Annotated in this window: 15 protein-coding genes; 8 read left to right on the top strand and 7 right to left on the bottom strand. The window is 50.4% G+C overall.

Going from position 1 to position 14917, the window contains the following annotated elements:
* Positions 1-9: 9 nt before the first annotated feature.
* The 3 genes from A7975_RS18490 to A7975_RS18480 form a co-directional block, all read right to left on the bottom strand.
* Positions 10-201, bottom strand: coding sequence for a hypothetical protein (locus tag A7975_RS18490; protein WP_053374720.1), 192 nt, complete (start codon positions 199-201; stop codon positions 10-12).
* Between the two features lie 95 nt (positions 202-296).
* Entirely contained in the window at positions 297-788 is a 492-nt protein-coding gene (locus A7975_RS18485) for a phosphatidylglycerophosphatase A family protein (RefSeq protein WP_053374719.1), read from the bottom strand.
* Between the two features lie 319 nt (positions 789-1107).
* Positions 1108-4767, bottom strand: coding sequence for a DNA polymerase III subunit alpha (locus A7975_RS18480; RefSeq protein WP_065386084.1), 3660 nt, complete (start codon positions 4765-4767; stop codon positions 1108-1110).
* Positions 4768-4948: 181 nt separating this feature from the next.
* Here A7975_RS18480 and A7975_RS18475 point away from each other — a divergent pair, with 181 nt between their 5' ends.
* The 3 genes from A7975_RS18475 to A7975_RS18465 all read left to right on the top strand — a co-directional run bounded on the left by A7975_RS18475 (position 4949) and on the right by A7975_RS18465 (position 6179).
* Positions 4949-5275, top strand: a complete 327-nt coding sequence (locus A7975_RS18475) for a YtrH family sporulation protein (protein ID WP_053374717.1) — start codon at positions 4949-4951, stop codon at positions 5273-5275.
* 45 nt (positions 5276-5320) lie between these two features.
* Positions 5321-5794 (top strand): sporulation membrane protein YtrI, encoded by a 474-nt coding sequence (locus tag A7975_RS18470; RefSeq protein ID WP_231637418.1) that lies wholly within the window; start codon positions 5321-5323, stop codon positions 5792-5794.
* A gap of 88 nt (positions 5795-5882) precedes the next feature.
* Positions 5883-6179, top strand: a complete 297-nt coding sequence (locus tag A7975_RS18465; protein WP_065386083.1) for a YtpI family protein — start codon at positions 5883-5885, stop codon at positions 6177-6179.
* A gap of 8 nt (positions 6180-6187) precedes the next feature.
* Here A7975_RS18465 and A7975_RS18460 read toward each other — a convergent pair whose 3' ends face one another.
* Positions 6188-7540, bottom strand: a complete 1353-nt coding sequence (locus tag A7975_RS18460; protein WP_053377674.1) for a DRTGG domain-containing protein — start codon at positions 7538-7540, stop codon at positions 6188-6190.
* Between the two features lie 99 nt (positions 7541-7639).
* Positions 7640-8134: a hypothetical protein gene (locus A7975_RS18455; RefSeq protein ID WP_141680355.1), complete on the bottom strand. Its 495-nt coding sequence runs from the start codon at positions 8132-8134 to the stop codon at positions 7640-7642.
* 207 nt (positions 8135-8341) lie between these two features.
* Between A7975_RS18455 and A7975_RS18450 the strand changes: the two genes are divergently transcribed.
* Positions 8342-8695: a helix-turn-helix domain-containing protein gene (locus A7975_RS18450; RefSeq protein ID WP_053374713.1), complete on the top strand. Its 354-nt coding sequence runs from the start codon at positions 8342-8344 to the stop codon at positions 8693-8695.
* Positions 8696-8845: 150 nt separating this feature from the next.
* Here A7975_RS18450 and A7975_RS18445 read toward each other — a convergent pair whose 3' ends face one another.
* Positions 8846-9124, bottom strand: a complete 279-nt coding sequence (locus A7975_RS18445; RefSeq protein WP_053374712.1) for a hypothetical protein — start codon at positions 9122-9124, stop codon at positions 8846-8848.
* A 90-nt stretch (positions 9125-9214) separates the two neighbouring features.
* A complete protein-coding gene (locus A7975_RS18440; protein WP_053374711.1) occupies positions 9215-9550 on the bottom strand; it encodes a YlbF family regulator in 336 nt (111 codons plus the stop codon).
* Positions 9551-9780: 230 nt separating this feature from the next.
* On the opposite strand from A7975_RS18440, the gene A7975_RS18435 reads away from it, so the two are divergent.
* Genes A7975_RS18435 through A7975_RS18420 form a run of 4 tightly spaced genes read left to right on the top strand, consistent with a single transcriptional unit; the run spans position 9781 to position 14916 of the window.
* Positions 9781-11151, top strand: coding sequence for a YheC/YheD family endospore coat-associated protein (locus tag A7975_RS18435; protein ID WP_065386082.1), 1371 nt, complete (start codon positions 9781-9783; stop codon positions 11149-11151).
* A gap of 11 nt (positions 11152-11162) precedes the next feature.
* Positions 11163-12386, top strand: coding sequence for a YheC/YheD family endospore coat-associated protein (locus A7975_RS18430; RefSeq protein ID WP_065386081.1), 1224 nt, complete (start codon positions 11163-11165; stop codon positions 12384-12386).
* Positions 12383-13762, top strand: coding sequence for a YheC/YheD family endospore coat-associated protein (locus tag A7975_RS18425; RefSeq protein ID WP_053374708.1), 1380 nt, complete (start codon positions 12383-12385; stop codon positions 13760-13762). Before A7975_RS18430 ends, A7975_RS18425 begins: the two co-directional genes overlap by 4 nt.
* A complete protein-coding gene (locus A7975_RS18420; protein ID WP_053374707.1) occupies positions 13762-14916 on the top strand; it encodes a YheC/YheD family endospore coat-associated protein in 1155 nt (384 codons plus the stop codon). The genes A7975_RS18425 and A7975_RS18420 overlap by 1 nt, the downstream gene beginning before the upstream one ends.
* Position 14917: the final 1 nt, after the last annotated feature.

The raw sequence follows: 14917 nt of genomic DNA, 5'->3' as shown, positions 1-14917 counted from the left end.
AGCAGTCCATCATAATGGCCGCATAATGGAGTTGAATACTTCTTGAACTTCCTCCAACTCGCCAGACGGAACTAGTATCTCGTATTGCTGTTTGGACAGATTGACAGAGCGGATTTTCACCAAAAATCCTTCCTCCGTTAGCCGCTTCTTGATGTTATCTGCGATTTTAGCTGTTGGTGCGATATAAATGACCGTCCACATCATGGTACCTCCTGAAAACTTTGCTACCGCAAAGTTCACTTACTAAGCATAGCTATCCCGGTAACAGGCCATATGATGTCATAATGATACCATAGTCATGGGGAATCCGGCAAATCATATCGGATCGCTTTCGGGTCCTGATGCGCAATCCTTGCCGATGCAGCGGCGGCCAAACCAGCGACCAAGTCATCGAGAAACACATGAATGCGTTCGCCTTTTAAATTCAGTTGACGAATAATGCCGGGTTTTACTTTATCTAAATATCCGAAGCTCGTCAATCCAATCATGCCGTAAACATTCGTAATGCCGAGCGCCAGCGTCTCATCGACGCCGTAGAGCGACTCATCGGTTTCCATGATCGATTGCAGCGGTTCCGGCAGCAATCTGCGCTCTGCTAACTCATCAAGGGCAATGCCCGTATACATGACATATTGCACCTCGCGCTTAGCAAGCACCGCTCTTACGCTCTCCTCGCATTCTTCCATCGTCAAATCACCGTTATAGGGACGCTGCAGCGTGTACACGATTTCAGTTACATCGTCGACCGATACCCCGCGTTTTAAGAGCCACTTCTCAATTCCTGTCATAGGACCCATCCTCCCGTAACTGCTTGTACGTTAATCTTGGAAACATTAGCGTGAGCAGATGGCATTGTCCTAAGGCAAACTCCTTATGAGCGAGCTTCATTGCCATCGTCACATGTATCTCTAAACATATGCGCGTACAAGCGTTGACGTGCATACGAAATCCATTTGTTTGCGAGATTTTACGGGAGGCGGGTTCCTTTTGCAGATTCTCACAGCGCTGAACTTCGTGAATCCTATTAAAGATGCTGAAACAGCTTCTATTTCTTGCATGTTTGCAAGCATAGAGCAGCTAGTTTTTTTGTGATTGTCGATTCTCTTGTTATCTCACGATAATTGCGCCTTCCCCCAGAAGCTGCTCGACAGCAGCGATGAGCTGCGGCGAAGGCTTCACGCGATAGCTGTCGCTCAGCGCGATGGACTTCTGGCCTTGCACGTAAAATAATACGGTCGCAAGCTGTCCGGAATGGCCTGCCAGCAAACCCTTAAGCTTCTCAAGCACGGCCGGCTCTTCATTCGCTGATGCGATTTTGATATATACGCGCTGCGGCTTGCGATCAGTTGGCGCCGCTTTCTCCGAAGGAGCATTTTTCTGAAGCGCTTGTCCGCTTACGGCCGCATTTGGCCTACGTGCCGGATCAGCCGAAGCTGCCCCGCTTTGCGTTCTCTGCGGACGGCTTTTGGAAGCCGCTCCGCTTGCGGATGTGCCGCCGCTCGTACGGGCAGCCCGAGCCTGCGCCTGCTTTTGCAGCCGTCTAACCTGCTCCGCAAGATCCATATCCGCTTCGCCTATCGGCACACAATCCTCGACAAGCAGCTTATAATCGTCATCCTGCTGTTGAACGGTTGCCTGAATGATCGCTAAGCCGCCTTTCTCAAGCTTGCTCCCAATTCGCTTCCAAACCGTCGGAAACACAACGGCTTCCACTCGCATAATGCGATCCTCCAGCTCCAAGAAGCCCATCGCTAGCCCCTTCTTGTTCGTGAAGGGCTTAAGCGATACGATCATTACGCCTGCAATGGCAATCGCCCCATCCTTTGCATCGCTTAGCTCGACCAAGCGGTCAAGCCCAAGTGATTCAAGCTGCCGATCGACCGCATCAAGCGGATGGCCCGATAAATATAGTCCGAGCAAATCACGTTCAAAGTCAAGCTGCTGACTCGTCGTGAAGGGACGAATTTCCGGAAGCTCCACATCCCAGTTTTGCACCTCGTCGAGACCGAACATTTCGATTTGCAGCTCCTCGCGCTCCTTGCGCCATTTGACTGCAGCCTCTACCGTTTCCTCAAGGGCAGCCAGCAGCTGGGCGCGGTGGCCGGGCATAGAATCCAAAGCCCCCGCTTGGATAAGCGACTCCAATACCCGCTTGTTTACGACGCGTAAATCGACGCGCCTGCATAAATCCAGCAGACTCTCAAAAGGCTGCTCCCCCCGCTCCTTCTGGAGCGCTTCAATCGCTTGTGTACCGACGTTTTTGATCGCCGCAAGTCCGAAGCGGACCGCATTCCCCACAGGCGTGAAGGAAACGCTGCTTTCATTCACATCCGGCGGCAGCACGGCGATGCCCATGCGGCGGCATTCATCCACATACTCAGCCGTCTTCCGCTGGTTGCCGGTCACGGAGGCGAGCATCGAAGCCATAAACTCTACCGGAAAATTTGCCTTCAGCCAAGCTGTCTGAAAAGCAAGCACGCCATATGCGGCAGCATGCGCCCGCGGGAAGCCATAATCGGCAAAGCGAACGATCATGTCATACACATGATTCGCCTCCGATTCGGAGTAACCCTGCGCAAGGCTGCCCTTCACGAAGTGCGCACGCTCCTCGTCAAGCACCTCGCGTTTCTTCTTCGAAACGGCTCGCCGCAGCAGATCCGCTTCGCCTAGCGAGAACCCTGCCATGAGGGAAGCAATTTGCATAATTTGCTCCTGGTAGACGATAATGCCGTACGTATCCGACAATATAGGCTCTAGCGAGGGATGCGGATATTCGACGGTAACGACCCCATGCTTGCCTTGAATATATTTGGGAATAAACTCCATCGGGCCTGGACGATATAACGCCAGCACCGAGACGATATCCTCAAACTCCGTTGGTTTCATATCCTTCAGCACGCGCCGCACGCCAGCGGATTCCAGTTGGAAAATGCCTGTCGTATCGCCCCGGCTGAGCATCGCATATGTTGCCGGATCATTATCGCTGATCGTATGAAAATCAATCGTTTTGCCGTGCTGCTCCTTCACGGCCTTCAGCGCACGCTCTAATATGGAAAGCGTCCGCAAGCCGAGAAAATCCATCTTAAGAAGCCCAATTGCTTCTAAATGCTCCATGGAATACTGCGTAAGCGGTATCCGCTCGCTTCCCGCCTGTATAGGCGTATAATGGGTCAGCGGCTCTTGCGAGATGACGACTCCCGCCGCATGCGTGGAAGCATGCCGCGGCATGCCCTCTACCTTCAAAGCCATCTTGAGCATCTCCGCCGTCTTCGGCTGGCGATCGCTTGCATCCTGCAGCTCGCTGCTGATGCGAAGCGCTTCCTCGAGCGTAATGCCAAGCTGGTTCGGAATAAGCTTCGCCGCGCGGTCCACCTCTTGAAACGGAACATTCATCGCCCGCCCTACATCCCGCACCGCAGCTTTAGCTGCCATCGTTCCGAAAGTAATGATCTGCGCGACATGCTCATCGCCGTATTTGGCGGCAACGTAAGCGATAACCTCATCGCGGCGCTCGTCATTAAAGTCAATATCGATATCGGGCATGGAGATACGCTCCGGGTTAAGAAACCGCTCGAACAACAGCTTATATTTGAGCGGGTCAACATCGGTAATGCGCAGCGTGTAAGCAACCAAGCTTCCTGCGGACGATCCCCTTCCGGGGCCTGTGCGAATGCCTCGCTCATGCGCAAAGCGAACAAAATCCCAAACGATCAGGAAATAGTCGCTGAATCCCATTTTGTCAATAACAGATAGCTCATACTCCAGTCGCTGCTCCGCCTTCAGCTTGTATTCAGCATCCGTCGCCCATTCAGGTTGTCCGGCATACCTTGCATTCAGGCCGTCGCGGCATAATGTCATTAAATAATCGGACGAGCTCATATCTGCCGGTACCGGCCTGAATACAGGCAGCGCAGCGCGGCCCAACGTTAGCTCTAAATTACATTTGTCCGCAATTTCGCTCGTATTCGCCAGCGCTTCCGGCGCATGCCTATACAAAAGCGCCATCTCGTCCGCGCTTTTCAAATACATCTGATCCGTCAGCATGCGCAGCCGATCGGTATCTTGAGTCGTTTTGCCTGTTCCGATGCACAGCAGTACATCCTGAACGGCAGCATCCTCCGCGCGGAGGTAGTGGACGTCATTTGTTGCCGCGAGCTTAATGCCCGTCTTGCTCGCGAGCTTTATCATTTCAGCAGCTACCTTCTTCTGGTCAAGCAGACCATGATCCTGCAGCTCCAAATAAAAATCATCGCCAAAAATAGCTTTGTAACGCAAAGCGCTAGCTTCCGCATCATCGAACCGGTCATGCAGCAAATGCTGGGACACTTCGCCGCCGAGGCACGCGCTTAAACAGATAAGTCCCTCTGAATGCTCGCTTAGCACCTCCAGATCGACGCGCGGCTTATAGTGAAAGCCTTCCAAATGGGCGATCGAGCTAAGCTTCATCAGGTTCCGATAGCCTGTTTCATTCTTGGCCAGCACGATCAAATGAAAGATCGGATTTTCTTTGCGCGTGCCCTTCTCGAAACGAGATCCGGTCGTCATATAAAGCTCGCAGCCGATAATCGGTTTAATGCCATGCGCCTTGCACGCCCTGTAAAAAGGGATGGCTCCGTACATGACGCCATGATCAGTCAGCGCAAGCGCCTTCATGCCAAGCTCAGAAGCTCTAGCCGTAAGGTCACGGATTCTAGCGGCGCCGTCAAGCAGGCTATATTCGCTGTGGACGTGCAAATGCACGAAAGATTGTTCGTTATGTCCGCTCATCGCAACCGTTCCTTTCCGCGTAGACCAAATAAGTTAAGTCTATTTTATCATAATAGCGTAGGACACGCCCATAGAATGGTAGCAGGGCATACAAGCGTGTTAAACCCGATGTTCATAAACCAGCTGTTGGCATCGGCTTCTCGATTCCGTTTCATTTCACTATCCTTTAGGAGGTAAACCTATGAGCTACTATTTGTCCAAAGCGGGGCTTGATTTCTTCATTGCGCTTGGCGTCGTCCTTGGGGGCTCGACGCTAGCGGGGATCGGCTCGGTATTCATGCTGCTGCCGCCCGCGACCACCATGCTTGATACGGCCGCAAGGCTGAAAATATGGGCAATCGTCGCAGCTGTCGGCGGATCAATCGATCCCGTCCGCGTCATTGAAAGCAACATCATGGAGGGATACTTGAATCCGGCGGCGCAGCAAATCAGCTTTATCATCATCGCTTTTCTAGGCGCACATTTAGGTACGGAGCTGGTCAGGCTTATATGCAAGGGAGCCGTTTAAGCGATGCGAGTACCGCCGTTTGGACGTTTTGTGAGAGGCATGCAAATGGGTGGGATGTTGATACTCGGGATGATAATCGGAGCGATCGTCTATAATTCGCTTTATTTGGCGGAGTTCCAAGCTTTGATTATTTTGAAGAGCGAGCTTGAGGTGAAGCTTGAGCAATACGAGCAGGATATCCGGCATTTAAAAGAATTCAAAAATCAGCACACGGTTATTAAAAGCATTCTGCCGCGCATAGAGAAAGAGGCCGGACAAAATTCCGGCAGGCCCGACCTTGACCAAGTGACGGAAGCCGAGCTTCTTAAACGTATAAAAAAAGATCTTCAGGGATTCCTCGGCCAAAGTATTTACGTCATCGATTCCGATGCCAAATTCGCCCGAAAGCTCCTTGACAAGAAAGTCTATATGGATGTGTTCAACAAAGATTACACCATTGAGGTGAAGACGATCCTCGTCGTCGAAAATGTCCTTCATGTATGGATCAAGGTTCGGGACTACACGAAGCCTCCTTCCTAAGCACGCTGCCTCATTTCGTGGTACAATAGAGCCTGTCTATTTACGAAATTGATGCTGCAACTACATAACTTAAAGGAGCTACTCTCTTATGGATCAACTTCTGCAATGGCTGCTCATGCCGGGCATCCTTATTTCACTCGTGTTCTCGGCTTTGTTCAGCTTCAAATCACGCCGTTCCTCCGATGCGAGAACAAGGGCCATCTTCTCTGCTAGAATGAATATTAGCATGGGGATCATGCTGCTATTTATCGCATTGGTTCAGCTGTTCTTGTCCGGCGAATCCACGCTTCGCATCGTCATTGGCGCGATATTTCTAGTGCTTGGCGTATTCAACCTGTTCGCGGGCCTTCGCAATCTCAGCATCTACAGCTCGCCAAGAAGCTAATACAGCCGTTAATACGGATCAATCATCTGGGCCGTCAGCATCGCTTTGGCGGCCAGACCTTTCGCGTCCTTCACCTCGATCTCCAGCTTCGTAAACTTCCTGCTCATCTCAAGCGCCTTCGGTATGATCGTAATTTCACTATCTATTTGGACGGGACGGACAAAATAAGTGGTCATGCTCTCAAGCAAGTAATCGCGCTTAGCTGTCTCTCGAATCATTCTACGCGCCGCTTGTGTCATAAGCGTAGCAAGAAGTCCCTCGGATACCATTCCCAGCGCACCCGACATTTGCGGCGTAATCGTCCCTTTATACGCGATGCCCAGCTCATCAACGCCAACCGCATTAACGTTAGCGGTAGCCATAAAGCCTGTCCACATCAAGTCTTCAAATGTCTCGCCTGATTCCGGCTGTTTGCCTGCAAAGCGCATCGCATCAAGCACTTCCTGCCTCGTTACGACACCAAGCAGCTTGCGGTGCCTATCCACGATAGGCAGCAAATCAATGCCTTCTGCGGCCATCGTATGAGCAGCGGACGTGACTGTAATATTCGGAGCCGCCGTAATCGGCTGCTTGGTCATTACCTTATCGACAGCGCTGTCCTCTGGCGTGCCAATCGCATCCTTCGCCGTCATCATGCCAACGACCTTGCTTCTATCATCCACAACGGGAAAGCGTGAATAGCCGGTTGCGCGAGATAGCTTATGGAAATCGGCTATGGTATGCCCGATTCGAAGCACGTCAGCCGGCCTGCTGAACGTAACGATATCTTCAATCAGCATAATTTTTCGTTTTATGAGCCGATCGTACATAGCGCGGTTGATCATGGAGGCTACCGTAAACGTATCATGTCTGGAGCTAATAATCGGGAGAACACGCTCATCAGCCAATTGGATCACTTCCGCGCTTGGCTCGAAGCCGCCGGTAATGAGAACGCCGGCACCCTCCTCCAGCGCACACCGATGCGCGTCAATTCGGTTACCCACAATCAACAGGCTGCCCTCGTCGATATAACGAAGCATCGCGTCAAGCTCCATCGCGCCTATGACGAATTTATGCAGCGTTTTATCAAGGCCAGCAGCCCCTCCAAACAGCTTTCCTTCCACGATTTCGGCAACCTCGCCAAAGGTAAGCTGGTCGAGCGCTTCCCGGCGCTTGCGGTCGATCCGAACCGTTCCGATTCGCTCCTTCGTGCTGACTAGGCCTGAGCTTTCCGCTTCCTTAAATGCCTTGTATGCCGTACCCTCGCTAACGCCAAGCTCCTTCGCAATGGCGCGTACTGAAATTTTCGTTCCAATCTTAAGGCTTTGAATATAATTCAAAATCTGTTCATGCTTCGTGCTTGTTTCATTACCCGGTACGATTGGAGCCACTTCACTAACCTCCGTCCAACTTGCTATCCTCTCCCCCTATTATAGGAGAAAGCGAACAACAAGTCATGCTCGTCCCGATTCATATCACTCTTATAGCTGCCATTGCAGCAGCACCTGCTCTACCTTCAGCTTGGCGTCAATGAATTGTCCCATGTTGCCCTTTAGCTTCCATTTTTTGAATAACTGCTGTATCGTTTGCGAGTTGATGGCACCCTCAGCGCCGGACATAATGAAGGCCTGCCAATCATAATCAATCGGAATCGGATAACGGAGCGCCAAAATGAGGAATTGATTCATTTCAATGGTTTGCGCTGGAATCTCTTCATAAATGCTAGAAAACAAAAACGAGCTATGCTCGCTGTACGGTCTAGAAATAGAATCGGATTTGAGCTCAAGCACATATTCAACGATCTGGGTATGAGGGTTTACACGACAACTGAAAGAGCCGCGGGCCGTTATAGCCTTATTTACACGTTGAGACAAGCGATAAGAGAATCGGACAAGGAAGGGAACGTTGTTATAGTAAGCGCGAACTTTTCTGAAAAACTCGAATTCATCAACCACTTGCAGTCCTCCTAGCGTCACGTTTCTTCCCTTCTATATCCTATCATTTTTCACGGAATTGGTAAATTGACCCTTTATAGGTAAACTTGTCGATAGAATGATACTTTTTACACAATTATAGTAAAGAGCCCATCTATTAGTCAATGATTATAGTCACTATTTTTAATATGCTCTATAGAGCGTTGTTGATAGGCAGGTAAAGTTTTATCGTTAGGCTGAGGTGACGGTATGAGTGAGATTGCAGGGCTTGTAGGAGAAAACATTCGTCTGCTGCGCAAAAAAAGAGGGCTAAGCCAAGAGCAGCTCGCTTTCCGCGCTGATATTAACGCTTCCTATATGGGACAAGTTGAACGCGGAGAGAAAAATCCGACCATTGACGTACTCAGCAAAATCGCGCTTGCACTGCAAACGCCGCTAGAGAAAATTGTGAATGTCATATCTAGCCCGGATGCTGTAGAAGAGCCTGAAGACGAGGGTTATGCGACCAAAATTGTTCATCAAATAAACGGTCTCAGCTTGAAAGAGCAGGAAGCCGTATATAAATTTGTCAAGCAGCTTGTACAATTCAAGGACATGCAATAAATGATCCATGTCCGCAAAGGGACTGTCTGGAAAGGCACGCAGATTATAAAAAGAGAAAAATAGCGGTACAGGAATAACTCTCCTGTACCGCTATTTTTTTTCATGTTATCCAAGCATCCCTGTTCAAAGCGGGCAAATGGCTGCCTAAAGTTAACCGCGAGCCCTTCTTGTTGCCTTCTGCAGCAGCTTCTGCTCCCAAAGCAGCGCCTTCGCCTTCTTAATGCGCGCCAGTTCTCTGCGCTTCTCGTCATTCATCACCAGCGCATTGACATGCGCCGTCACGATCACGAGCGCAAACAATATCCATACGAGACCAAATACACTCATCAAGCTCCACGGCGCGCTCAGCTCAAGACGCGGAAGCGCATATACGAGCATCGCAAGCGCAATAAGCAAATACAATACATGACGGCCTTTTCCGGAAAACATCACTCTCAGCTCCTCCATAGGGTCGTAAGCGGCTCACTCTCTTGTCCGCATTACCATTCTATGAGAAGTGGACAGGGGTTATGTCTCAAATTAATCTACGATAGACTTCAGCACATCGGACATGATCCGATTGACATCCTCGAATACGACGGCAAACCGGCGCTCCGCGTCCAGCAGCTTGCCGATCAACGGATTAAGCGTGATCACCTCGTAGAGCTTGTTCATTTTCTCCATGTCCTCAGCGGACGGCTCTTCGCCAGCCATCATTTTTTGCTGCAAAAAGTTTTGGCGCTCGCGAAAATCATCAAGCATCTCCTTCGCGGCAGGATCAGCCTCAGCAGCTTCCTTCGCAGCTTTCAGCAGCTTCGCTTCCTCGCTCTCTTTCAGCGCCTTCGCTAATTCATAAGCTTTGTCATAAATATTCATTAGTCTCTCTCCATTCATTCATTGTGATGGTATATGTCTACGTTTAATCATAACGCTTAATCAAATCATGAGCCAAGTCCCTGATGGAAAAGCACATGAAAACTACACAAGCATCATATCTTTTTGTGATTCACCAAGGGGTAGATGTCCTCATATGATGAAGTAATTCGTTTAAAAAACCTAGTTGCTGACCTCTTATCGTCATCCTCCTGCTTGGAAGGAGATTTATGATGCTCAAATCTAAAGTAGCCGTACAGGTGATCAGCTCCGGCATGCTTCCGGAAGATACGCTCATGCTTGGCGAAGCCTATGTAAAGCAATGGAAGATTCCACAAGGCCAGCACATTCAATTAAAATTCGGTGCCTTCCGGCATCATGTGAAGGTTATTCCTGTTGCAAAATACGATGGCATGAGGATGAGCCAAAGCTTGGCAAGACAAATGGGCTTCACAAATGGAGCATCGATCAGGCTGCAATATAAAGCCGGGACCGCCACGCTGGTGCTTGGACCATTGATCGGCGTACTCGTCAGCCGTGATTATCCGCATACGCCGGATAAACCATTCGGTTCCATTTCCATGTTTTGCAAGGAGCTGGTAGAAGCCAGTACGGCGCAAGGCGTATTCGTTTATTTCTTCACCCCTAGCCAAATCGGCACAAGCCTGGATACCGTTGACGGCTGGATCTATTCGGAGGGCTGGCAGCGTGTTAAAATGCCTATTCCCGACGTCGTCAATAACCGCCTGACGTCAAGAAAAATGGAGAACAGACCCAGCGTACAACATTTTATGAAAGAAGTAAAACTGCAGCACGAGACGGCCATTTTCAACGAAAAGTTTCTGGATAAGGTCGAGGTTTTTGACGCGCTGAAAAAGGATGAGACGCTCGCGCGGTACTTGCCTGAATCCCATTTGCTGCGCAACTATACGATGCTGAAGTCCATGTGCTCCCGCTACAACAACGTTTTTCTCAAACCGGTCCGCGGCAGCTTAGGCAAAGGGATCATTCGCATTACGCGGCTCGATACGAACAATTATCAGGCATTGTACGCAACTTCCGCAGGAACGCGCAGGCAGCAGCATACGAGTCTGGTAAAGCTTTTCTCGTCCATTTCCGCCAAAATGAAAACCGTCCGCTACCAAGTCCAACAGGGTCTGCAGCTGATCGAAATCCAGAAGCGGCCCGTTGATTTCCGCGCGCTTGTCCAAAAAAACGCAAGCGGCAAATGGACCCTTACGTCCATCGTCGCACGCACAGCCGGCAACGATCATTTCGTCTCCAATCTGGCCCGGGGCGGAACGCTCAGCACGGCCTTGGAGGCCGTCACAAAATCAAATTTGCAAGCCGGGCTGAGCAGGAATGAAGCGGTGCAGCGGCTGCAGCAAGCGGCGCTGAATATCGCGCGCGGTGTAGACACACAAATTCCAGCGCATTTTGGCGAGCTTGGGATCGATTTGGCGCTTGATACCGGAGGCCGCGTATGGCTTCTTGAAGTCAATTCAAAGCCGTCGAAGAACGACAACACGCCGCTGAACGACAACAAGATTCGTCCATCCGTCCGTATGATGATCCAATATTCCCGGTTTTTATCGGGCTTTTAACGGAGGCGCCTATGCAGGCTCGAATGGTTATACTCGGAATCGTCGTCGCATCGATCAACCGGAAACCCTTGGAACGTGAATCGGAGCCCGCCTTGCCGGAACCCCGCTTCTGCCAAGCGCTCAGCATGGCCGGCAAACCGCTTGGCATTCATGTCTATGTATTCTCAGAAGAAAGCCTGCAGCCGAAATCTGGGCAGCTGTATGGTTATTGCTATGAGCAAGGCCGCTGGGCATGGCAGCAAGTTCCATTGCCGGATATTATCTATGATCGATGCTTCTTCACCGAAGCTAATCAGCGAACCCGCTGCCAAAGCATGCTGAACAGGTTATCGCAGAAGAAACCTTTTTTGATGCTTAACGGCACTCTTCCGGCTAAGCTTGACGTCTTTGACGCACTTAAAACAGATTCCTTGCTTGCGAAGCATATGCCTGCAACGATCCCCTATCAATCTGCAAATCAGGTCAAACAGATGGCTGATCGGCATATCGACGGCATCGTGCTTAAGCCATCAGCCGGCATGCAGGGCAGAGGGATATTGCATATCAAGCGTTGTCCGCTCAGCCGAGCAACGAAGGTGAATGGGCGAACCCGCCAGAACCGTTCTTTCTCGATGACATTTACGGAGGATAGCGAATTGGAGCACTGGATAAACCGCTTTATCAACCGCTCATCCTACCTGCTTCAGCCTTACCTTTCGCTTAACGATGAGGACGGCAAGCCTTTTGACGTAAGAACACTTATGCAGAAGGATCACACAGGAAAATGGTCGCTGACCGGGGTAGTCTCTCGTACCGGGCAAGCGGGCTCTCTAACATCCAATCTGCACGGCGGCGGCGACGCCCGCCCGGCTGCTCAGCTGATCACTGCCAAATTTGGCAAGCAAAAAGCCGAACGTTTGCTAGAGCAGATCCATACAATAAGCAAGCAAACAGCGGAACGTCTTGAAAGCAAATTTGGCAGATTTGCCGAGCTCGGATTAGATTATGGCATTGAGCCAAGCGGTCAAATTTGGCTGATTGAAGCCAATTCGAAGCCAGGCCGTTCTTCCTTTCGAATCATTAGTGACCTAGAGGCCGCGCGGCTGTCAATCGAAAGACCACTCTTATATGCACGCTTATTGTCCAGGCGCTTGTCCCCGTACTTTGCAGCCAATGAATCCACAAACGGCCGTCACCGTTTAACAAGATCCGACAACCAATTACGGCCTTTCAACGTTCAGGAGGTTCATCGATGAGTTTGACAACTTGTAACGTACATTTCTCACAGCAGTCTAATAATATCGTATATTTGTCCAGCCCTCTGTTAAAGCATCTGAAGCTTTCAGGCAAAAAGTCGGTTCACCTCAAGCTGGGCAAAGAAGTCATTACAGCTGAAATCAAGCAGTTGAACCGGCCAGGCAATCATTTGTACTTGTCATCAGGGATACGGCAGTCCATTAGAGTGCCGAAATCCGGCAATGTATACGTGCTGAACACCGGCGACAACGAGGTGCAACTCGGTCCGCTTGTCGGCATCCTAAGCGATAATGGCATACGCTCAGAAAGCAATCCTTTTGGCGGAAGAACGAATTTCATTAAACAGATCATCCGCACCGGAGAGTCCAAAGCCTACCTTTTTGGCTTTACTCCGCATGATATCAATTGGCAGCAGGAAACGGTCAACGGCTATTTTCTTGACTCGCAGGGCGGCTGGTACCGCAAGATCGTACCGCTTCCGGACGTCGTTTACAACCGCCTTCCGAACCGCAAGGCGGAAACTTCCGCCTCGATCAACGCGCTGCGCGAGCGCTTCGTGCGCCGTAAAATCCCTTTTTTCAACTGGAGCTTCTTTAATAAAGCCGACGTTTACAAGCTTCTGGATAAAGATCCCGAAGCATTGGTTCATTTGCCGGAATCCGCATCCGGACCAACCTTGGACCAAATTAAGGAAATGCTCGAAAAACATCAGTTCCTTTATTTCAAACCGACCGCAGGCAGCCTTGGAATAGGCATATACAGACTGACCTATCATCCAAAACGCGGTTATTTCGCACGGTACCGCAAGGGCAGCCAAAACGTGCTGCTTCGTTTCTCGAACTTCAGCAGCTTGATGCGGATGCTGCAAACGAAGCATGGCCATAATCTCAATCACTATGTCGTTCAGCAAGGGATCAGGCTCGTTGAGATCGACGGCTGCCCGCTCGATTTCCGCTTTCATATGCATAAGAACGGCAAAAACGAATGGGTGCCAGCAGGCATTGGCGCGAAGAAGGCCGGCCGCGGCAGCGTAACGACACATGTGAAAAACGGCGGCTCGCTTATGACACCGGAGCAGGCGCTTGAGAAAACATTCGGTGCACAGTCAAGCACCGTGCTTGAAAAAGCGAAAAAAACAGCCATCAAGCTATCCGAAGCGATCGAACGCAATTATCCGCATCGGCTAGGCGAGCTGGGTCTGGATATTGGCATCGATAAAGACGGAGAAATATGGATGTTTGAGGCTAACGCTAAGCCAGGCCGTTCGATATTCAAGCATCCTGCGCTTCGCTCGGAGGGTCGCGCTTCGATATCTTATATTTTTGAACACTGCATGTACCTTAGCCGTTTTCATGGCCAGGGAGGTAATGACTGATGGACAGCAAGCATTCAGAGGATCATGACATAAAAGGAATGCGAGCTGGCAGGACCGTACTGGCTATTTTGACGATAGATGATGACGCTCAGCTCTTCCGAGGCAATCGCAGCAACTTCGCCGATTTGATTCGTACCGGTCAATCTATGGGGTTTATTGTCTATGTAGTGACGGTCAAAAACCTTCTTCTAACGAGGAACAGCCTAAAGGGTTTCGTATACAGCGCGGAGAATGACAGCTGGCAGCAGCGTCTTCTCCCGTTTCCCGACATTATTTACAACCGCATACCGCTTAGGGAGGATGAAGAGCTGCCTGCCGTCAGGCAAAAGATTGAGGCTTGCCATAAGCATCCGCATGTGAAGCTCTTTAATCCATCCTTCTTCAACAAATGGGATCTCTTCGAATGGCTGCGGCTCTCAAAGTCGACCAAACCCTACATTCCAACAACGCGCAAGCTAATAACGGTAACGGGTCTTGGCCGAATGATGCGCAAACATTCTTACTTGTATTTAAAACCTGAGAGCGGGAAAGCCGGCAAAGGCATCATGACCATTAAGGTCGAAGCCGAGACGCAGCAGCCCTATCGGTTAAAAATTCAAGAAAACAAAAAGAGCGCCACCTATCAATGCTCTTCGATCAATAAGCTGTGGAGCCGGATTCAAAAGCAGAGCGGAGGGGAAGCCTACATCGCCCAGCAGGGCATCGATTTGGCCTCCTTCAACGAACGAAGATTCGACCTGCGCGCGCTGGTGCAAAAAAACCAGCGCGGCCAGTGGGACATTACAGGCATTGGCGCCCGGATAGCCGGAGCCTCTAGCATAACTACCCATGTGCCGCGGGGCGGCATGATCGAAGATCCTGAGAAGCTGCTTGTCAACTCATTTAATGAGGAGCAAGCGCGTAAATTGTTAATAAAGGCCAAAAACACAGCGGTGCTCATCGCCAAACAAATCGAGCGGGCATCCGGGCAGCTACTCGGCGAGATGTCGATGGATCTGGGTATAGACAGCGTCGGAAACATGTGGTTTTTCGAAGCGAATTCTAAACCCATGAAATTTGATGAACCTCATATTCGTCAAAAATCGTTGGAACGCATTTTTCATTACGGAGCTTATTTGGCTAGAATGAAATCGGAAAAAGCGGGAGGCGCGTAAC

The organism is Bacillus sp. FJAT-26390, assembly GCF_001682865.1.
Lineage (GTDB): Bacteria > Bacillota > Bacilli > Paenibacillales > Paenibacillaceae > Pristimantibacillus.
Note: the sequence above shows the minus strand (reverse complement) of the source record. Positions and strands in the feature narration are given on the sequence as shown.